Origin of the sequence: Chthonomonas sp., assembly GCA_016788425.1 — a bacterium.
Lineage (GTDB): Bacteria > Armatimonadota > Fimbriimonadia > Fimbriimonadales > Fimbriimonadaceae > JAEURQ01.
In genome coordinates this window covers 500,346-520,968 of sequence record JAEURQ010000003.1, presented here as the reverse complement: position 1 = coordinate 520,968, position 20,623 = coordinate 500,346, and the positions used below count along the sequence as shown (strand labels likewise).

The following is a 20,623-nucleotide window of genomic DNA, read 5'->3' as shown; positions in this document are numbered from 1 at the left end:
GCTCGATGGCTTCCGTCATTCGAGTGATGGTGAGGAACGATGGGTTCCCACCTCCACGAAGGATTCGGAACACTGAGGCAGGGTGCACCCCGGCGTCCTGCGCTAAGCGCGAGGGACCCTTGAAGCTGTACCGAGATGTGTGGGAGAGAATGTCGCCAAGGCGCGAGATAGTGGGGTCAAAGTGGTGGGGTGATGTGGTCATGGCGGTAGTCTCTCGCGGGTTGTTTGTGGTGCTCACAAATCCTCGCACCGAAGAACGACCGAACACAAGTGCGAGCGTTTTTGACCATCCCCAAAAGCCGCAAAGGGAGCGAAGTTCATTTCACCCGGGAGTCCCAGAGCCGGTTTCCACCCCGGTCGGACCCACGGTTCGAGAGGCGGCCAGGTCAAGCCTAGGTTTTTGAACCTGCGTGAAGCGGCTTCAATACTCAAACCTCTTGCTTCGCAATCGGTTCTTCTCATCCCTTCTTCATGCCTTTTCGCTTTCTCACTCAAAGTCATTCAGAAGCTCTTCCAAGAAACTCGATCTCAAAACCAAGAAGTGTCTAGCCAGACGGGGGCGGTCTAACGAGCGTCTCTACAGTCAGCCTCGAATCGAACCATTCGCACCTCAACATGGTTTGCCCAACTGTGAATCATCGGGAAGAGGACGAAACCAAGCCCATCGGGCTCGATGTATGTTTCTCCTGGCTCGATTTTCTCCATGTTGTTGTCTTCGTAAGAGAAGACACACTGTTCTGGCGACCCGCCTTCAAGCTTCTTCCCTTGTTCGTCGAACGGAGTGATCTCGGCCCACGCAGCAGCGATAGCTCGGTTGCTTGTATTCTTCCAGTCAATCAAAACCATCTGGGCCGCTGCTCCATTCGAAGCAAGTTCAAAAGGAATTAATCGAGCGGCAACAACCTCCCCGGTCAAGACGTCAGCCGGATCTATCGGTGCTGGGTAAGCGTACCTGCCCACGATTTCGCTGACGGCTACGGGTGAATCTGACTCTTGTAACTCCAAATAGAATTTCCCCTTTAGCTTCGCGAGACGATCAAAATGCACAGTACAAGTGCGAAGGCATTGCAGTTTTGCAATTCGACATAGTCCAGGTTTGTCCCTCATCCAAAGCTCCACTCGAATGAAGAGCTCCTGATAACCGATCCACAGAGCAAAGGCTAGGAAGAAAGGAAGGCAACTAGCCCTCAGAATTGGGGCTAGGAGAAACTCTCTCAAAGTCGCGACAGTTGAAAACTCTCGGAAACCTGTGATCAACTCAAACACGGCGTAGCTAAGGATTACCAGTGACATGCAGCCAATGAGGAAGTTTATGGGCTTTCGAGTCACGGAATTTTCATCTCGGCTGTCAGCAATCGCGTTGAATGCTCCCAGAGCGAATGCGACTGGCACTAACACGAGTTCCCAGCCTAACGGCATCACGAATGTGTCGATGACAAACTCAAGGGCGACGGCAACCTTTAGGTTGTCAAATAATAGGTCTCGAAAGAACTTTAGGTTTTCCTTGCCCTTGTTGACCGAGTCGCAGAGGGTCACTGTGGCGGTCACAACAAACCAAATGATTGTATCCTTGAGGAGGTCCGGATGCCAGAAGCCATATTTGTACAGAGCAAATACGACAGTTGAGACGTACGCTCCCAGAAGCATGAGCGACATAAAGATTGCGCGTACAAAAAACGCTCGCAGGACTCCTTGAACTTGGGGACCAGCTACTCTCATGGCAAAGATCAGCCCAACCATAGACCAGACCAAAAGCGCCATTTCACGGTTGCTTAAGGCACTGAGTACAGCGATCATCCCCAAGAGAATACGGGAAACTAGGGTGACGGGATGCACGTGCGAATGAGCGGCACACCGCCTGGATGAATCATGAGATGACGTCCGGCTATTCAAAGTGGAGCCTGACTCTATGGAGAACGAACCTTTCCAATCCGAGTATCCCGTCGTGCGCGTCCGGCTGATCCGCGAGACCACCACATGCCAAATCCAACTCTCAAGTCCCGAGGATGCGATGAAGATATGCGAGGTGTTCCTCGTCGAGGAGGACCGTGAGCACCTCATCGTTCTGATGCTGAGTGCCAAGAACGATCTGATTGGCGTTCATACCGTCAGCATCGGCAACCTCACCGCTTCCATCGTCAGCCCCCGGGAGGTGTTCAAAGCAGCGATCCTGGCGAATGCATGCTCGATTATCCTTGCCCACAACCACCCTTCTGGAGACCCGGAGCCATCGGTTGAGGATATTGAGGTCACAAGGGTTATCCGGCTTGCCGGAGAACTGCTTCAGATTCACCTTATCGATCACATTATTGTAGGAAGACCGGGAAGGTCCGTGAGCTTGAAGCGAAGAGACTTGCTGTGACACTTCTGCGAGTAATTGCTCAAGCGATCTACATTTTGCACAGGAGTCCATGACGCGGGGCAAGGTGCACTTCGCCGCGAGTCGCGGCACGAGTAACCCATGAGCATTGAAACACCCCATGCAGACTTTGAAGTTGAAAACCACGGAACGATCTTCCTCATTCGCCCGACCTCGGAAGCGGGATCGGATCACTTTGCGCAGCTTTCTCCGTGGCACCACACCTTCTTCGGTCAGTCACTGGCCGTGGAACACCGATACATTGAGGAAGTGGTGGAGAGGCTCTGCGAGTCCTTCACCGTCACCACAACAAAGCCCTGACCCCGCCCGCGCGGGGTCTTCGACCTAATGTGGCTCCCAACGCCGACCCAGACCGGGATTCAGGAGTTTCAAGAGGCCGTACAGTCCCATTTGGGCATAACTTTCGATACTGTAACGGCGGGTCGAGTCTTTCAGCAGGTCCTCCTCATCCACTTAGTGCAAAGCCATGCCCGCAGTCATCTACGCCCGAAAGTCGAGTGAATCAGAAGACCGTCAGGTGCAGAGCCTGGATGATCAGTTGAACGTACTTCGAAGCTTGGCCAGGGAGCGGACGATAACAATCGAGACCGAGTACCTGGAATCCAAGAGCGCCAAGGACCCCTTCGCGAGGCCCGAGTTTGAACGGCTCATCAAGAGTATTGAGCAGGGCATCGTCTCTGAGGTCTTCACATGGGCGCTCAATCGACTGTCTCGAAACCCTGTCGATGGGGGACGAATCGCTCATCTCTTGCAAACAGGAAAGCTTCGCAAGATCGTAACGCCAACCAAAGTGTACGACTCCGAAGACAGTGCGCTTCTGCTTGCGGTGGAGAATGGGATGAGCACAGCCTTTATTCAGGACCTGAGGCGGAACGTGAAGCGTGGCCTCACGAGCAAGGCCGACAAAGGATGGGCTCCGTACAAGGCGAAGCTCGGATACCGCAACAATCTTGAAACGAAAGAGATCGATGCTGACCCAGCGGCGTTCGAACTGGTGAAGCAGGGTTGGCAGCTCTTCATCGAAGGGTGGACCGTTAGCGCAATCGAATCGCACCTGCGAAGCCTTGGGTTGATGCACTACGTTCGTGGCAAAGTGTCACAACCCCTACGAAAGGGATACATGTATAAGGTCTTTTCTGACCCATTCTACGCAGGCAAGTTTCGCTACAAGAACGAGCTTCGAAGCGGCGCACACACGCCGATGATCTCCGAAGAGCAGTTTGCCCTTGCGCAGAAGCGGCTCCGTGCAAAACCCGGCCGCGCCGGAAAGTTCGCGCCAAAGAAGTTCACGTTCGGAGGCATTTTTCGGTGCTCCCGCTGCGGCTGCGCGATCACCGCTCAAACAAAGCGCAAATACGGGGTGGATGGCAATCTCAAAGGAACCTACACCTACTACCACTGCACTGGCCACAAGGGATGTCCTAAGACGGCTATTCGGGCCGAAGCGCTTGAGGAAGCTCTCATGGACCTAATGCAGAGCATCGCCTTGCCTGGGTGGCTTGTGGAGGTCGCAAGGGCCGATGTGGCCAGGATGATAGAACGGGATTTGGCGGCATTGTCGACGACCGCGAGCGAGATCGAAGGTCGTATGAGCGCGATCCAGCGGAAGCTTGAACGGCTCCTTGAGCTTCGCCTTGAGGAAGCCATCGGCCAAGCAGAGTTTGATCAAGCGAGAAGGCAGCTGATATCTGAGAAAGCCAAGGAATCGGAGCAACTTGCCCTTCAGGGAAGCTACGTGAACCGAGCAATGGGCTACCTTGATCAGGAACTCACTAAGTGCGTCCGGGCGCACGAGTACTCGATCACACCTCAGGAGGCACTCCTCGTTGCGATGGCGCAGACGCTCAGTGGTGAAATCTCCTTTGTGCCTGGCGGTGTGAAAATCCAACCTCAGGAACTGCTTGGGGAAATCATTCGTTTCAGACCGCTCATTATCAGCTCTGTGAGCAGAGAAACCAGTGATTTTCGGCACTCGAATTGTATCTGGCAGGCCTTTTGCGAGCAATTACACACCCTCGCGCGGTTGCGTGATGACGCGTAATTGTTCGGTTTTCATTCGTGCGATTTGGTAGAGCTTTTGCGAGCAGTTACACACCCACGCGCGGTTGAACGTCGACGCGTGATTGCTCAGGCTTCGTTCGTGCACACGCCATTCTGGACCGGAGTCCAAGATTGTTGGCTTTGTGCCCCACCGGTAAACCTGGTCCCTGTTCGTGGCGATTCGGTTGGAGGCCCAAATCAAGAATTCCCGCCTCCAGCGGTTGGTTTGGCTGGGCCGAGTTTGGTTGGGACAGCAAGCAAATGGCTGCGGTTCTTCCGGGCTCAATTGAACTCAGCCTAATGTTAAGAAATGGGCAATATTCCAAAATTCTTGGAAAAACGCAACTATTTTTGCCAGGGGTAGTGTAAGACATTGTTGAGATGTTCAGTCCGCTAGCATTGGACCATATCAACAACATGCGCAATGTTGGTCCGCTCTCCAGTGCCACCCACTACGGCGTGGCGGGAGTTCCCGGTGATGGTCCTTTCATGGAGCTGTGGTTCCAGGTCGCAGGTGAGAACATCGAGCGCGGAGCGTACAAGACGTACGGTTGTCCCACGAGTATTGCGTGCGGAAGCCTCATCGCTGAGTTGCTGCAGGGCAAACCGGTCGCCACTGCGCATCTTTGGACGGAAGAAGACTTGAAGCAACTACTGGGCGAGATTCCGGAAGGAAAGGGAGATTGCCCTCCTCGGGCTATCGCAGCGTTACAGAGTGCATTTGAGAACTGACCATGATTAACGTACCTTTCCCGACACAGAGCGAACCCAGAGGTTGCGAGAACGGAAAATGCTCGCTTCCGCAAGGTGCCTGGTGCTCCTCGTTCTCCAGTGGCGTGTCGCCTCTGCCCATGCCTCCCGGGTCCGGTGAATATTGCCCCATTTTTATGCCGCTTGCAAAGCCAGGCGCGGCTCCCCTCTGCCCCACGGAGTTTGACGGCTAATGAGACAATCCCCAGATCAGTGGCCGTGGGACGCGGTCCTTCGAGCCGAGTCGCAAGGCGTCTCCATCGATCCGATTCTCCATCACCCGACGAGACCGCTACCCGATCCGGCAACGGGGCATCTTACCATCGATCCAGAAATCGAACTCCAGGCGAAGGGATTCAGCCTGTACATCAGCCTGTTTTACAACTCGAACAGCACGAGTACCGACGTCAAATGGGGCAAGCGTCGCTCCGCGAGCGTCGAAGCCGAGCTTGCGGCCAATCAAATTTCAGGCGTGGTTTATGTCCGGCGGGCGGATGGCAAAATCTACGGATTCTCTGGAGCTTGGAGCTGGGGCACTGCCGCAACCTTCACCGCTCTCACTGGCTATGTCAGCGGGACAAAGCTTGACTACGACGGAACGGACTTCATTGAGACCTTCGCCGACGGCAAGAAAATTGTCTACAGCCAAACCATCGTTGCGAACAGCAAGTTCACCATTGGCAGGGTTGAAGACGCTTCCGGGAACCGGCACACCTACTCATACGCTTCCTCGCCCGGGTCGGTGTTGCAGACAATCACCGTGCCCGGCGGCGATAAGGTCACCTTTAATTCCTCCGGCGGCAAAGTGGTCAGCATCGAGGATTGGGGAGCTCGTCGCTGGACACTCACCTATTCGGGCGATGAGCTTACACAGTTTCAGACCCCGCTTGGCTGCTCAACTCAGTACGAATACGACGCCAATAATCGGCTCTCAACCATCACGGATTCTCGCGGCTACGCCACAACCTATTCCTATGCCGCAGATGGCCGAGTGGAAACGATGTCCGCTGGGGCCGGTGTGTGGACCTATTCCTACGCCACAAACACCTCCGTGACGATATCCCCGGCGGGTGGCCGAACAACATTCACTCTTGATGGGAGTAGCAACGTTCGGACCGCGGCCATGCCTGCGGGCTACGTCGTAACTTACGGGTATGACACACAGCTTCGCAGAGTCCGCGAGACGATGCCCTATGGCGACGTGGTCAGCCTCACTTACAACGACTTCAACTTGCCGCTCACAAGCAAAGACGCGCTCGGCAATATCACAACCTACCAGTACGATGCGAGCAACAACTTAACGACCGTCACCGATGCCCTCGGCAACGTGTCGAAGATGGCCTACGACGGGAACCGGCGCATGGTCACGCGCACGGACCCTCTCAACCGCATAACGAGCTACATTTGGAACTCGGACGGAACTCTGCAAGCAAGCGTCGATCCACGCGGACTTCGCACAACCCATAGCTACGACACGCGCGGCAACGTCCTGACGACCATGTATTCAGATGGCGGGGTGGTCACTTATACCTACGATTCCCTGAACCGTCGCACCACGGTGAAGGATCAGCTGGGAAGGGTCACGACGAGCGTCTACGACGTCGCCGACCACGTCATCAGCATCACGAACGCGGCGGGAGACATGCGCCGCTACGTCTACGACTCGTGCTTGCTCCAAGTCGAGATTGACCCGCTCGGCAATCGCACGACGATGGCGTACAACCGGTACGCCAAGCCCGCGACGATTCAGAACGCCCTGAACCAGGTCACGACAAACACCTATGACAACATGGGTGACCTAGTCGAAGTGCAAAATGCACTTGGATACCGAACGACCCTCATTTACGATATCGCCAAGCAGCGCATCGCCGTGCAAGACGCCAACAACAACCGCGTTACGACGGCGTACGAAGCTAGCCGCCCGGTGTCCATGATTAACGGAGCGGGAATCGTGACGACCACGATTTACGACGCTCGCGGCCCCATCGCCTCGCAAGACGGCTTAGGACGCCGGACGACGACCATTTACGACAACGTAGGTCGCCGAATTGCCACGCAGAGCCCGATGAACAACCGCACCACAACGGTGTACGACGCGGCGGGGCAGGTTTCGGCCATGCAAGATGCGCTCGGGAATCTCACGACGCACCAGTATGATCTGGCCGGGAATCTGACCACGATCACGAACGCGCTCGGCAAGGTTTCGACGCAGGTGTATTCGACCGACAGTAACCGCCTGCGGGCAAGTGTCGATGAGGTCGGAAACCGCACCACATACACATTCAATAGTGCGGGTGAGCAGACAGCGGTCGAAGACCCACGCGGCAACCGCACGACGATGACCTACGACCTCGCCGGTCGCACAAAGGACGTGCGCAATGCTCTCGGGCATTTCACGACGTACACGTACGACGCGGCGGGCAACCAAACGTCGGTGAAGGACCCGCTGAACCGGGTCAACACGACCATCTACGATGCGCTCAACCGGGGGTACGCCTCGCAAAGCCCACTCAACAATCGGACTACGCAGGTTTTCGACGCCGCCGGGCAATTGACGGCGAGCATCGACGCGGCGAGCAATCGATGGACCACGATCTACGATCCAGCGGGAAGAGCCACGGTCTCGCAAACTCCGCTCAACAATCGCGTGACCACGAGCTACGACGCGGCGAACCGCCCCGTCACGGTGATGAATGGGCGCGGCTACATTTCGACGACCACGTACGACTCCGCAAACCAAGTCACAGCCCAGAAAAATCCGCTGGGTGATGCAACGACCTATGCCTATGATCTGGACGGACGGCAAACCACGATCACCAACCCCGCCGAAGGCATCATCTCGATGGTGTTCAACGCGAGAGGCGATATGCTCGCCATTGCGAACGAGCTAAATCACCGGACGACCTACGCCTATGACGCGGTGCAGCGCATTGTTACTCGGCAGTTCGCAAGTGGCGACGTGACCACATACACCTTCGATGACGCCGGGCGAGAAACGGCCCGGCTCTACGCCGGGGGAACGCGCATGACGATGGTCTATGACGCGAACTCCAACATGACGACGCTCACCGACTGGAACGGCGTGACCACCATGGTCTTTGATGCCCTGAACCAACTCACCGGAAAGACTGATCCAGGGGCTTACGTTCAGGCCTACACCTTCAACTCCGCGCAAGAGCGAACCCAAGTGATTGATCCCCAAGGAGGGGAACAAACTACGTACTATGACCTTGATGGACGCGCTGAACGGATGCGCGATCCGGACGGCATCATCACGACCTTCCAATACGACTCGCGTGGATTCAAGACGACGACCGTTTTTGACTACGGTCGGAAGCAGAAGAACACGTATGACGCCGATGGCCGAAACACGGTGATCCACGACGAGATCGACAAAGACAACCAGTACCAGTGCTTCACCTACACCTTCGATGGGAACAACAACCGGGTGGGGATTCTCGACTCGAACGGGTCGCAAACGACGTACACGTACGACGCGAAGGACCGCATCAGCACTGCGCAAACGAGCGGGACGATCAATCACACGTACACCTACACGTTTGACTCGCGGGACAACATTCTCTCCAACACCGAGCAGACGAACCCCGTCACGATGACGTACGATGCGGCATCGCGTCTCGTGACGAGCATCCAGGGGAGCACAACGACGACCTACACATTCGATGTCAATGGAAACATGACGAACGTGGCGGTCGGAGCAAGTCTCACCACCTTCACCTTCGACAAAGAAAATCGTCTCACAAGCGATGGCATAGAAACGATGGGTTACCATTCGAATGGTCTTCTTCGAACCAAGGACAAAGCGTTCGGCCAGGTCATCATGTGCTGGGATGGGCAGGACCTCTTGCTCGCACAGGATGCTTCGTCGGAGCCAGACTTCTGGCGGTTCGGACTTGTGGATAGCCTGGTCATCTACTCCGCCTACGGAAGTAACAACCGCGAAGATTTGCTCGTGGACTACCTAGGCTCGGTGACCGGGACGACCCTTTCGGACGGAAGCGGCAGTAGCTACACGCGATACAAGCCGTATGGAAGCACGTACGTCGGGGCCGTGCCAACGCAGTTCTTTGCCTGGACTGGTCAATCCGGAGCTCAGTTTATGGGACTCACCTTTGCTGAGCAGTACAACAGGGCGCGCTGGTTAAGCACGAAGACAAGGCAGTTCATCACCAGAGATGTTCTGTGGCCACGCGAGCTGCCGTACGGATATGTCGCAGGAAATCCGACCACATGGATCGACCCAACCGGTCTAGCAAAACCATTTGAGGACTGCCCGGCTGATCATCCAATTAGGGCAGCCTGGGTTGAAATCCAGAAACGAATGCGAAAGGCTTGTGCGAACAGAGCCTTGATCGATGACTGTTGGAAGAAATGTGGTGAAGCACAACCAGAAAAAGAGGGAGAGTGCTTTTGCAAGCATGGAATGGGAAGCCCAGGCTATGGTGTAGATATCGCATGCTACGAGTCCTCCTATGCGTGTAAGTATCTAACCCCCGGAGGCTGTATGGGCGCAACACGAGGAAGTTGGAGAAGTAATTGCCGAATTCGTGTTTGCTTGAACGGCTGTCCAGACGGACTCAATTATGCGCAAGCTCTCATGCACGAGTTGATGCATTGCTGCGGGGCAAGTCATGATAAACGCAACAGAGATTGTCAAGCAGACCCGGATTGTTTAGAACGCTGTTTGGAACCACTTCTTGGTTTTATTCGAATAAAGCCATCGGATGGTCCAAGCTATGTACCGTAATATTACGCAATTATGAATAATGGAAATACGGGCCGGAGAAGAAAAGTGGTTTTCGGATCGGGAGGTGCCATCACACTCTTGTTGCTCATTTGGGCGAGTTGCAACAGTGCCGTTAGTGGACCACGACTGAATATTCCTTACCTTGCCAATAGGGAGGTACAAGAAGAAGGAAGACTTCGCGGATACGGAGATAATCACGACGCCCTTTATTCAATAATGTCATTTAATGAGTCATTTGATAAATCACTTTTGTCACTTGACAGCGAGCTTGAGCGAATAGGTTATATTCAAGAGACTGTGGAAGAGCAAACGCTAACTGGGAAACGATCTGTCATTTGGAAACACCCGAACGGAAATGCCGTGTATCTTGTAGGAGCCGAAAAGAACTTCAGGCTGAGAACAGACCCTGACAACGAAGATATTGATCTGCGAATTGATCACAGGTGGTCAACAATTTTCTTGTTTCAACGGCCTTGATTCGGAATTTAACATTGCATCGGAACGTAGATGAGTGACACGGTCAGTACCGAATGCGGAAAATCTCTTCGAGCTCGAGTCTGGTGGCTCTTCGGTCGTAGAGCTTTGTAGTTCTGCTGTCCGCATGATTGGCCAGCTGCTGCGCGGTCTCAAGGCTTCCGCCGTTCGCGAGGAACTCCGTGATGCCCGTTGCTCTGAACGAGCGTTTCACCATGCTAAGAACATCCTAGCGAGAAAGCTGCCGATCTGTCTGCACCGTTCCCCGCGCATCGAAAGCGGGGACGAGGAAATCAAAAGGGCGAAGGCCAGCAGCTGCAATCCAGCTGTCGAGATATTCAACCAGGCGCGGGTGCACGTGGATATCGCGTTGCACACCGCCTTTTTCGTGAAGCCGTAGAAGCTGCGTTCGTACGAGATCGATGAAGTCTTCCAGTCGGATCGACAAGGTCGCCGAAACCCGGACCATGTAGGTCGCGCTGATCGATGGCCCGCGCGGGCCTGACCCCATTCCACCGCACGGATTCACCCGTGAGGATTTGTCTTGTCCGAGGGCAGTTTCGATTGAACTCAGGATTATGTTAAGAAATGGGCAATATTCGAAAATTCTTGGAAAAACGCAACTATTTTTGCCGGGGGTAGTGTAAGACATTGTTGAGATGATCATTCCGCTGGCATTGGACCATATCCACAACATGCGCAATGTTGGTCCGCTCCCCAGTGCCACTCACTACGGTGTGGCGGGAGTCCCCGGAGACGGTCCCTTCATGGAACTGTGGTTCCAGGTGTCGGGCGAGAACATCGAGCGCGGAGCGTATAAGACGTATGGCTGTCCCACGAGCATTGCGTGTGGAAGCCTCATCGCGGAGTTGCTGAGAGGCAAACCAGTCGCCACTGCACATCTTTGGACGGAAGAAGACTTGAAGCAACTCATCGGCGAGATTCCGGAAGGAAAAGGGGATTGTCCACCCAGAGCTATCGCAGCGTTGCAAAGTGCATTTGAGAAGACAACATGAAGGCTTTACCTTTCCCGACCCAGCATGAAACTGGTGGCTGTGAGAGCGGCGGCAACTGCTCGATCCCGCAGGGCAGTTGGTGCTCGAACTACTCCAGCGGAGTGTCGCCTTTGCCCATGCCTCCCGGGTCCGGTGAATATTGCCCAGTGTTCATCCCGCAGGGCAAACCAGGCGCGGCCCCTTTATGCCCAGCGGTGTTTGACTGATCATGAGACAATCCCCCGATCAGTGGCCATGGGACATGGCCCTTCGCGCCGAGTCGCAAGGCGTCGTCATCGATCCGGTTCTCCACCATCCCACGAGACCGCAACCCGATCCGGCCACTGGTCATCTCACGATTGACCCAGAAATTGAACTCAAGGCAAAGGGGTTCAACCTTTACGTCAGTCTGTTTTACAACTCGAACAGCACGAGTACCGACATCAAGTGGGGCAAGCGTCGTTCCGCGAGCGTCGAAGCTGAGCTTGCGGCCAATGAAACCTCAAACGAAGTCTACGTCCGCCGAGCGGATGGCAAAATCTACGGCTTCTCCGGAGCCTGGAGCTGGGGCACCCCTGCAACTTTTACCGCCATCACTGGCTACGTGAGTGGGACAAAGCTTGATTACGACGGAACGAACTTCATTGAGACCTTTGCCGACGGCAAGAAAATTGTTTACAGCCAAACGATTGTGGCGGAAAGCAAGTTCACCATCGGTAGGGTGGAAGACGCTTCGGGCAACCGTCACACCTACACGTACGCCGCTTCGCCGGGCTCCAAACTAGAATCAATTACCGTGCCCGGCGGCGATAAGCTCACGTTCGCCTACGATGCCAGTCAGAGAGTTTCCACGATTCTCGATTGGGGTGGCCGTGTTTGGACACTCACCTATTCAAGCCCTGGGAATGAGCTCCTGACGTTCCAAACCCCGCTTGGTTGTTTGACCCAGTACGAGTACGACGCCAATAACCGTCTCTCAACCATCACGGATTCTCGCGGCTACGCCACAACCTATGCTTACGCCGCCGATGGCCGGGTCGAAACGATGTCCGCCGGAACCGGTGTGTGGACATATAGCTACGCCACAAATACCTCGGTGACGATGTCCCCGGCAGGCGGGAGAACAACATTCATTCTTGATGCGAATAGCAATGTCCAAACCATGGTGATGGCCGCGGGCTACGTCGTGACCTATGGATATGACACGAAGTTTCGCAAGGTTCGCGAAACCATGCCCTACGGCGACGTGGTGAGCCTCACCTACAACGATTTCAACCTTCCGCTCACGAGCAAAGACGCCCTCGGCAACATCACGACCTACCAATACGACGCGAGCAACAATTTAACGACTGTCACGGATGCTCTCGGCAATGTGACGAAGATGGGTTACGACGGAAACCGGCGCATGATCACGAGCGCCGACCCGCTGAACCGCGTCACGAGCTACATTTGGAACTCGGACGGAACTCTGCAAGCAAGCGTCGATCCGCGCGGACTTCGCACGACCCATAGCTACGACACGCGCGGCAACGTGCTCACGACCATGTACTCAGATGGCGGGGTGGTCACTTACACCTATGATGCTCTGAACCGCCGCACAACCGTGAAGGATCAGCTGGGGCGAGTGACGACGATGGCCTACGACGTCGCCGACCACGTCATCAGCATCACGAACGCCGCGGGCGAAATGCGCCGCTACGTCTACGACTCTTGCCTCCTGCAGGTTGAGATTGACCCGCTTGGCAATCGGACGACGATGACGTACAACCGGTACGCCAAACCCGCGACGATTCAGAACGCGCTGAACCAGGTCACCACGAACACCTATGACAACATGGGTGATCTCATTGAGGTGCAAAACGGCCTCGGCTACCGAACGACCCTCATTTACGACATCGCCAAGCAGCGCATCGCCGTGCAAGACGCGAACAATAACCGCGTCACGACGGCGTACGAAGCAAGCCGCCCCGTGTCCATGATTAACGGCGCGGGAATCGTGACGACGACGATCTACGACGCGAGAGGCCCCATCGCCTCGCAAGACGGCTTAGGACGCCGGACGACGACCATTTACGACAACGTAGGTCGCCGGATTGCCACGCAGAGCCCGATGAACAACCGCACCACGACCGTGTACGACGCGGCGGGGCAGGTTTCGGCCATGCAAGATGCGCTCGGAAATTTAACGACGCACCAGTACGACCTCGCTGGGAATTTGACGACCGTCACGAACGCGCTCGGCAAGATTTCAACTCAGGTCTATTCGACCGATAGCAACCGCCTGCGGGCAAGTGTCGATGAAGTCGGTAATAGGACCACCTACACATTCAACAGCGCGGGTGAGCAGACGGCGGTCGAAGACCCCCGCGGCAACCGCACGACGATGACCTACGACCTGGCGGGCCGCACGAAGGACGTGCGCAACGCTCTGGGGCATTTCACGACCTTCACCTACGATGCGGCGGGCAACCAAACATCGGTGAAGGACCCGCTGAACCGGGTCAACACGACCATCTACGACGCCCTCAACCGGGGGTACGCCTCGCAGTCGCCGCTCAATAACCGAACGACGCAGGTGTTCGACGCCGCGGGGCAATTGACGGCCAGCATCGACGCGGCAAGCAACCGTTGGACGACTATCTATGATCCAGCGGGAAGAGCGACGGTCTCGCAAACTCCGCTGAACAACCGCACGACGACGAGCTACGACGCGGCGAACCGCCCCGTCACGGTGATGAATGGTCGGGGCTACATAACGACCACTACGTACGATTCGGCAAACCAAGTGACGGCGCAGAAGAACCCGCTGGGTGATGCGACTACCTATGCCTATGATTTGGACGGTCGGCAGACCACGATTACAAACCCCGCCGGAGGCATCATTTCGATGGTGTTCAACGCGAGAGGCGACATGCTCGCCATTGCGAACGAGCTCAATCACCGCACGACCTACGCTTATGACGCCGTCCAACGAATAGTCAGTCGCCAGTTCGCGAGTGGCGATGTCACCACCTACACCTTCGATGACGCAGGGCGAGAAACGGCCCGGCTCTACGCGGACAGTAACCGGATAACCTTTGCCTACGATCCTGCTTCTAATCTCACCACCATGACCGATTGGAATGGCGTCACTACCATGGTGTATGACGCCATGGATGACGTCACAGGCAAGCGAGATAACTTTGGCAACTATCAGGGTTACACGTTCGACGCGGCTGGCCAAAACACGTCATTGCGCCTGCAGAACGCGTTCGTGAATCATCTCACGAGCTACACCTATGACAACGATGGCCGCAGTAGTGGCTACTACGATCTGAACGGTGACTACACTACGATTCAATACGACGCTCGGAATCTCAAGACGACCGTAACGCATCCCAGCGGATACATCGAGATATCCGGATTTGACAGCGATCATCGGCAAATCTCACAAATCTCAGAAGCAGGAATGGATACGTTCCAAGACTTCACATTCGGCTACGATGCGAATGGGAATCGTAATTCAGTATTCGATGCGGTGCTGGCGGTGACCACGACGTACAGTTTTGATGCCGGGGACCGGATTACGCTGAGTCAGGCGAATGCTTCCCTTGCCCATACGTTCACCTACGCTTACGACTCGCGCGGCAATATCATCAACTCGTCTGAGTCTGGAGTGATGGTGACATCGACGTACGATGCCGCTTCGAGGCTGGTGACTTCGACGAGAGGCTCAGCCGTGACGACTTACACGTTTGACGCGAACGGCAATATGACGCAAGTGCAGGAGCCTTCGGTCACCAGAAACTTCTCCTACGACAAGGAAAACCGCGTTACGCAGGGCGGAGGACTCTCGCAGACGTCCTACAACGGCTTTGGAGAAATGATCTCCAGCGAAGACGAGAACTTCGGCATTACCGCGCAGATTTGTTGGGATACTCTCGGCAATGTGGTGATGCAGGCGAACGATGTTGCCGACGATTTCTTTCCTTACATTGTGGTGGATGGGCGTGTTTACTGGGATTCCAGGACAGGTGACTACATGGTGGATGCCCTCGGCTCGGTGACGGGGATCATGAGCTCGAGCGCAAAGCAGACGCAAGATTATCGTTACGCCCCCTATGGCCGCATTCTCCTCAGCCATGAGGGCGGTGGGCCACCTCTGGTCTATCGCTACGTTGGTTCGCTGGGAGTGAGATCCACGGTGGTGAGGTACCTAGAGAATCACATGAGGGCACGCATCTTCTCGACAACGACCAGCCAATTCACGACGAGGGATCCACTTTGGCCAGAAGAGTTAGCCTATGGATACGTGAATGGAAATCCGGTGACGTGGATTGATCCGTCCGGCGCATACACGGTCCGGCCGATTAACTGTAAGGGCTGCGGGAAAACCCTAGTGATCACACCTGAAAAGGGAGACAGCAGCGGCATAATTGACGGGCCGCCCAGAAAAGGTGGTGGAACAGCACTAATAGGCGGCAGGGGGTGTCAAGAAGCAGCAAAGAAGCTCTATCCAGGCAAAAAGTGTATATGTGTAAACGGCGGCTTCTTTGCAGGCCATAACCCGATGGGACCGCTTGACCCAATTGGTAAGCCCAGAGTCGGCGGATGCGGTACTCCAGCACCGGACCCAAAAACGCGAAAAGAGTGGCCCGTTGTCACAGATGACGGGTTCGTTACGGGCATCGTTGGAACTCCACCGTCTCCTGGACCTAGAAACAATCCGGGCAGGACTGGCGCCTGTGTCGACAGGCGCGGCAAACTCGTAAGCCTGATTATTGCGGAAGGGTGCGCCGCCGAAACGTTCAGGAAGTGCGCTGAAAAGCAGTGCCCGTCGGGAAGCACCTTCGTATGGCTTGACGGTGGTGGCTCATCTCAAGTCTGGGGGCCAGATGGAAAACCCATTTTGGGTGGAAATGCAAGTGCTACCGGTAAGCCGGATTGGCGTGCTGTCGACAACTGGATTATTATATGCGAGCAGTAAATAGATCTGTGCTATGCGCCTTTTCTTCCTTTCTACTATTTGGCGATTATTCAGATGATGGACGTCTGCACCGTGTGAGTCCAAGTGTTGATGGGTACTTTATTGCAGCGGAAGAATCCTCAAGAATTGGTGCTGAACGAATCCAAGTTTATCTTGCCAAAGAGATAGGTGAGAGCCGCAGAGTCCTTTTGCCACTAATCCGTCGCGAACAAGTTGCAGGAAGGGATGGTCTACTATTAAATGATAAATTTATAGTAACCTATTTCACTGCATCAACAGCGGACGTTCAATTCGCGCGTGTACTTCATCGTGATTCTAAGTTAAGTACTTGGAATCCGGCAAAAGATGTTACGGCATTTGCTAGCCCAGGACGTATTTGTCAAGTCGACCATGTGATATACGGCATGATAGACAGCCCGATGCATGGATTCAATAACTGCATGTTTATGTGCAACGGCGACACAATTATCGTTAGGCCGTTACCTGAAAAAGTGGCCCTCATGGGCAGTAAAAGGGGTAGTCTGATTTTTACCGATTATGTAACTCAAAAGACTTTTTGCATTCGCGCTAGTCAGTTAGCGGTTCACAAGGGTGTGTGGAAGATAAGATGACCATTCTGCGATATGCCTCCTCTGATTGCGATAAAGTCACGGAAGCTCCATCAGCTTTTCGGACTCTGCTAAGTACTCCCTTGGGATTTCGGCGACAACCACACCATCTTGGGCAATTCCTACCAACAGCTTTGATGCGTTCTTGGAGCAGCACCACTTCGATGGTCTACGATGCTCTCAACCAGTTGACCGGGAGGACCGATCCAGGTGTGTACGTGCAGGCGATTACCTACAACGCGGCCAGCGAACGACATCAGCTCGTCGATCCTCAGGGCGGAGAAGCCACCTACTATTACGATGAGGACGGAAGGACTAGGGCGATGCGTGATCCGGACGGCATCGTTACAACCTTCCAATACGACTCGCGTGGATTCAAGACGACGACCGTTTACGACTACGGTCGGAAGCAGAAGAACACCTATGACGCCGATGGCAGAAACACGGTGATCCACGACGAGATCGACAAGGATAACCAGTACCAGTGCTTCACCTACACCTTCGATGCGAACAACAACCGGGTAGGGATTCTCGACTCAAACGGTTCTCAGACGACGTACACGTACGACGCGAAGGACCGCATCAGCACTGCGCAAACGAGCGGCACGATTAACCACACCTACACCTACACGTTTGACTCGCGGGACAACATTCTCTCCAACACCGAAAACACTAGCCCGGTGCCGATGACCTACGACGCGGCGTCGCGGCTCGTGACGAGCATCCAAGGAAGCACTACGACGACCTACACGTTCGACGTCAATGGCAACATGACGAACGTGGCTGTCGGGGCAAGTCTCACCACCTTCACCTTTGACAAAGAAAATCGTCTCACGAGCGATGGCATAGAAACGATGGGTTACCATTCGAATGGCCTTCTTCGAACAAAGGACAAAGCGTTCGGTCAGGTCATCATGTGCTGGGATGGGCAGGACCTCTTGCTCGCTCAGGATGCTTCCTCGGAACCAGACTACTGGCGGTTCGGACTTGTGGATAGCCTGGTCATCTACTCCGCCTACGGAAGTAACAATCGCGAAGATTTGCTCGTGGACTTCCTTGGCTCGGTAACTGGGACGACCCTGTCGGACGGAAGCGGCAGTAGCTACACGCGGTACAAACCCTATGGCAGCACCTACCTCGGGGCTGTCCCAACGCAGTTCTTTGCCTGGACCGGTCAATCCGGAGCTCAGTTTATGGGATTCACCTTTGCAGAGCAGTACAATCGGGCGCGATGGATAAGTGTCAAGACGAGGCAGTTCATAACCAGGGACCCACTGTGGCCACACCAACTTCCCTTTGTGTATGTTTCTGGAAACCCGGTAACACTAATTGACCCCTCGGGCCTTGCAGTCGGTGATTGTGCCTTTGACGATTGCTACTTTCCGCTAATACTCTCTGGCGAAAAGTCGCCATATGGTGCATGTGTCGCGTGCAGTAAGTTGCGTGCTGACCTGGCTCACCGAGTTTGCAAAGGATACTCTGTGGACAAATTGTCTAAGAGGGACCGAGAACGCCTTTCGATCTTGCTAGAAGCTCTAAAGAATTCTTGCACTCCGTGCAATCCCGCCACTTCCGCAAATTCTTGCTGCACATTTATGGCAACCGAAATGGGAAGCCTCCTTACGATAGCGGGAATGGGCGGCAACAACGTACCGACCCTCAAACCCTGCAAATGTGTCGGTGATTGCGAAAAAGCTGCTCGAGCTTCCGAGTACTCTTTAAGTGATGCTCTGAGAGGATTTTTGGTGTGCGCGAACAGTGCATCCGCGCAGTTCGATGAAAAAGACGGCATCATGCTAATTCTAGAAATAATTAATGCAGTGATATGATACTCGAAACTCTACTCCTTCTACATTCAACGCCAACTTATGATCATATTCGTCAGGTGGGAAACCTTGAGCTTGGTGTCCGCGACCTGGTAGGATATGATGTTAAGTCAAGAAAGATTTTGTTCCCGAGCTTACCAAACTACTCTAAAGGCTTTCAAGTATTCGGCCTAAGCGAGAAAGAGATTTATTTTCGGACAGGATCCCCTGTCTTTTGGCAAGACCTTTACGCGGATCACAGTGGTACGCGTCGAAAAGTTACCATGCCAAAGTTCACATCTCAAAGCCTGCGTAGCTTTCGCTCTGAAAACGGAAGACTACTTTTGAGCGGACAGATAAGCCCCATACTTGGAAAACTTAACAGTGATTCCGTTACAATCCTTGGGGAGCTTAAGGCTGGCATATTTAGTGAACTAAAGAGGGTCGATTCGCAATTCAGCGCAGGTACTTCAACAAGCTATTACTCTACGTCGCCCACTGAACTTGCAGGGGTCGGCAACAGAAAGAAAGTGAGTGTTTCTCGTGGTTCGACCTGTCTGGCCAGCAGCTCGGAAGTTCTGTTGCTTAGAGATGCATTGGGAGGGAGGAGTTTTATTGATACTCGCGGAAAGAAGATTGGCGCTCCGCGTGGAGTCGTGCGAAGTGCGAAGGGTGCGGACAAGGGAATCTGGATTCTTAGCTTCAATGCGAAGAAAGACGAGTCCTTTATTGAGTACCGAGACCTGAAAAGGAGTTTGGTGCGAAAGTCGGCTGGCTTTGCTAATGTGGTGAAGGTTCTTTGCAGTGGAAACGAGTTTTTTGTCGTTGAGATTTTGGAGAGTGGCAAAGGAGTGATGTGGCGAGCTTCGGTTGCGGATGATCACCTCGCCTTATCGAAGTGCGAGTTCGGATTTGAGTTGCCAAATGATTATGACAGCATAATCGTAGGTATAGGGTATGTACGGGTCCTTGATTCGGCAGGGAGATTGCACACTTTCCGGCTCAGTCAGTTTTCGCCATTGAAATGATCGCTTTAGAGGTAAGGTGACCCCAAGATGTCGTGGGTTAATGTTGGCAAACGGTGACCAAGTCCCCGAAAGTGATGTCACACTGAGATTTAGAAGATCTTGGCAATGTGAGAGCATATTATCAGGGCTGCTAACCTCAATATCGCTCGCGCAGTCTCACCTAATTGTAACCGAGTAGTGGAGCTTGGATGCGCTGGCGGTTTGCTTGGCTCACATCTCATCAGTGAGCGCGGTTGCGAAGTCTGGGTATCGAGAAGGACGAGGGTGCCGCTATCGTTGCCACTCAGCATCTCACCAAGGTCATTCACGTGGATGTCGAGGCTCTTGAAGAATTGCCCCTGCCGCTTGACTACATCGACTGCCTCATCTTTGGCGACGTGCTTGACCACTTGTTAGAGCCTGTGCACCCCAATCAAGCAATATAGTCATTCTGCAACCGCAGGCAGAATTCTGCAAAGTGATCAAAACCGAATACGGACGATTTCTTCGAGCTCGAGTCTGGTGGGTCTTCGGTCTTAGAGCTTCGTCGTCCTGCTGTTGGCATGAATAGCAAACTGCTGCGCGGTCTCCAAGCTCCCGCCATTCGCGAGGAACTCCGTGATGCCGGTTGCTCTGAACGAGTGATTGGAAAACACCGGCGGGATTCCCGCGCGGGTGAGACGACGCTTCACCATGCGAAGAACGTCCGAGCGCGAAAGTTGCCGCGGCGTTTGCACCGTGCCCAGCGCATCAAAGCGGGGAAGAAGGCGAAGGCGAAGTCCTCTGGACTGATCACCTCAACCGACATTAGGCGCATCCCCATCGTCAAC

Annotated in this window: 14 protein-coding genes; 12 read left to right on the top strand and 2 right to left on the bottom strand. The window is 54.4% G+C overall.

The window, feature by feature from the left end:
- Positions 1–564: 564 nt before the first annotated feature.
- Positions 565–1,797: a hypothetical protein gene (locus tag JNJ45_09685; protein MBL8048938.1), complete on the bottom strand. Its 1,233-nt coding sequence runs from the start codon at positions 1,795–1,797 to the stop codon at positions 565–567.
- Positions 1,798–1,909: 112 nt separating this feature from the next.
- On the opposite strand from JNJ45_09685, the gene radC reads away from it, so the two are divergent.
- The 12 genes from radC to JNJ45_09625 all read left to right on the top strand — a co-directional run bounded on the left by radC (position 1,910) and on the right by JNJ45_09625 (position 20,239).
- Positions 1,910–2,362 carry a DNA repair protein RadC gene (gene radC, locus JNJ45_09680; GenBank protein MBL8048937.1) on the top strand — a complete coding sequence of 151 codons (453 nt, stop codon included), beginning with the start codon at positions 1,910–1,912 and terminating at the stop codon, positions 2,360–2,362.
- Between the two features lie 99 nt (positions 2,363–2,461).
- Positions 2,462–2,680, top strand: coding sequence for a hypothetical protein (locus JNJ45_09675; GenBank protein MBL8048936.1), 219 nt, complete (start codon positions 2,462–2,464; stop codon positions 2,678–2,680).
- A gap of 166 nt (positions 2,681–2,846) precedes the next feature.
- A complete protein-coding gene (locus JNJ45_09670; protein ID MBL8048935.1) occupies positions 2,847–4,421 on the top strand; it encodes a recombinase family protein in 1,575 nt (524 codons plus the stop codon).
- Positions 4,422–4,801: 380 nt separating this feature from the next.
- The gene (locus JNJ45_09665) at positions 4,802–5,152 is read left to right on the top strand and encodes an iron-sulfur cluster assembly scaffold protein (protein ID MBL8048934.1); all 351 of its coding nucleotides are present in this window, start codon (positions 4,802–4,804) and stop codon (positions 5,150–5,152) included.
- 211 nt (positions 5,153–5,363) lie between these two features.
- Positions 5,364–9,938, top strand: a complete 4,575-nt coding sequence (locus tag JNJ45_09660) for a hypothetical protein (protein MBL8048933.1) — start codon at positions 5,364–5,366, stop codon at positions 9,936–9,938.
- 601 nt (positions 9,939–10,539) lie between these two features.
- Positions 10,540–10,812 (top strand): hypothetical protein, encoded by a 273-nt coding sequence (locus JNJ45_09655; GenBank protein MBL8048932.1) that lies wholly within the window; start codon positions 10,540–10,542, stop codon positions 10,810–10,812.
- Positions 10,813–11,071: 259 nt separating this feature from the next.
- The gene (locus JNJ45_09650) at positions 11,072–11,428 is read left to right on the top strand and encodes an iron-sulfur cluster assembly scaffold protein (protein ID MBL8048931.1); all 357 of its coding nucleotides are present in this window, start codon (positions 11,072–11,074) and stop codon (positions 11,426–11,428) included.
- Between the two features lie 208 nt (positions 11,429–11,636).
- Positions 11,637–16,373, top strand: coding sequence for a hypothetical protein (locus JNJ45_09645; GenBank protein ID MBL8048930.1), 4,737 nt, complete (start codon positions 11,637–11,639; stop codon positions 16,371–16,373).
- An 8-nt stretch (positions 16,374–16,381) separates the two neighbouring features.
- A complete protein-coding gene (locus JNJ45_09640) occupies positions 16,382–16,984 on the top strand; it encodes a hypothetical protein (protein MBL8048929.1) in 603 nt (200 codons plus the stop codon).
- A gap of 161 nt (positions 16,985–17,145) precedes the next feature.
- The gene (locus JNJ45_09635; GenBank protein ID MBL8048928.1) at positions 17,146–18,810 is read left to right on the top strand and encodes a hypothetical protein; all 1,665 of its coding nucleotides are present in this window, start codon (positions 17,146–17,148) and stop codon (positions 18,808–18,810) included.
- A 56-nt stretch (positions 18,811–18,866) separates the two neighbouring features.
- Positions 18,867–19,814, top strand: a complete 948-nt coding sequence (locus JNJ45_09630) for a hypothetical protein (protein ID MBL8048927.1) — start codon at positions 18,867–18,869, stop codon at positions 19,812–19,814.
- 233 nt (positions 19,815–20,047) lie between these two features.
- A complete protein-coding gene (locus JNJ45_09625; protein MBL8048926.1) occupies positions 20,048–20,239 on the top strand; it encodes a hypothetical protein in 192 nt (63 codons plus the stop codon).
- A gap of 90 nt (positions 20,240–20,329) precedes the next feature.
- On the opposite strand, the gene JNJ45_09620 is transcribed toward JNJ45_09625, so the two are convergent.
- Complete coding sequence (locus JNJ45_09620) at positions 20,330–20,488, bottom strand: hypothetical protein (protein ID MBL8048925.1); 159 nt, start codon at positions 20,486–20,488, stop codon at positions 20,330–20,332.
- Positions 20,489–20,623 lie beyond the last annotated feature (135 nt).

What these genes read in the sequence shown, in the direction of transcription:
- JNJ45_09655 (MBL8048932.1), top strand. Translation starts at nt 10,540, where the DNA reads ATGATTGGCCAGCTGCTGCGCGGTCTCAAGGCTTCCGCCGTTCGCGAG.
- JNJ45_09665 (MBL8048934.1), top strand. Translation starts at nt 4,802, where the DNA reads ATGTTCAGTCCGCTAGCATTGGACCATATCAACAACATGCGCAATGTT.
- JNJ45_09675 (MBL8048936.1), top strand. Translation starts at nt 2,462, where the DNA reads ATGAGCATTGAAACACCCCATGCAGACTTTGAAGTTGAAAACCACGGA.
- JNJ45_09645 (MBL8048930.1), top strand. Translation starts at nt 11,637, where the DNA reads ATGAGACAATCCCCCGATCAGTGGCCATGGGACATGGCCCTTCGCGCC.
- JNJ45_09635 (MBL8048928.1), top strand. Translation starts at nt 17,146, where the DNA reads ATGGTCTACGATGCTCTCAACCAGTTGACCGGGAGGACCGATCCAGGT.
- JNJ45_09685 (MBL8048938.1), bottom strand. Translation starts at nt 1,797, where the DNA reads ATGATCGCTGTACTCAGTGCCTTAAGCAACCGTGAAATGGCGCTTTTG.
- JNJ45_09620 (MBL8048925.1), bottom strand. Translation starts at nt 20,488, where the DNA reads ATGGTGAAGCGTCGTCTCACCCGCGCGGGAATCCCGCCGGTGTTTTCC.
- JNJ45_09650 (MBL8048931.1), top strand. Translation starts at nt 11,072, where the DNA reads ATGATCATTCCGCTGGCATTGGACCATATCCACAACATGCGCAATGTT.
- radC (MBL8048937.1), top strand. Translation starts at nt 1,910, where the DNA reads ATGGAGAACGAACCTTTCCAATCCGAGTATCCCGTCGTGCGCGTCCGG.
- JNJ45_09660 (MBL8048933.1), top strand. Translation starts at nt 5,364, where the DNA reads ATGAGACAATCCCCAGATCAGTGGCCGTGGGACGCGGTCCTTCGAGCC.
- JNJ45_09670 (MBL8048935.1), top strand. Translation starts at nt 2,847, where the DNA reads ATGCCCGCAGTCATCTACGCCCGAAAGTCGAGTGAATCAGAAGACCGT.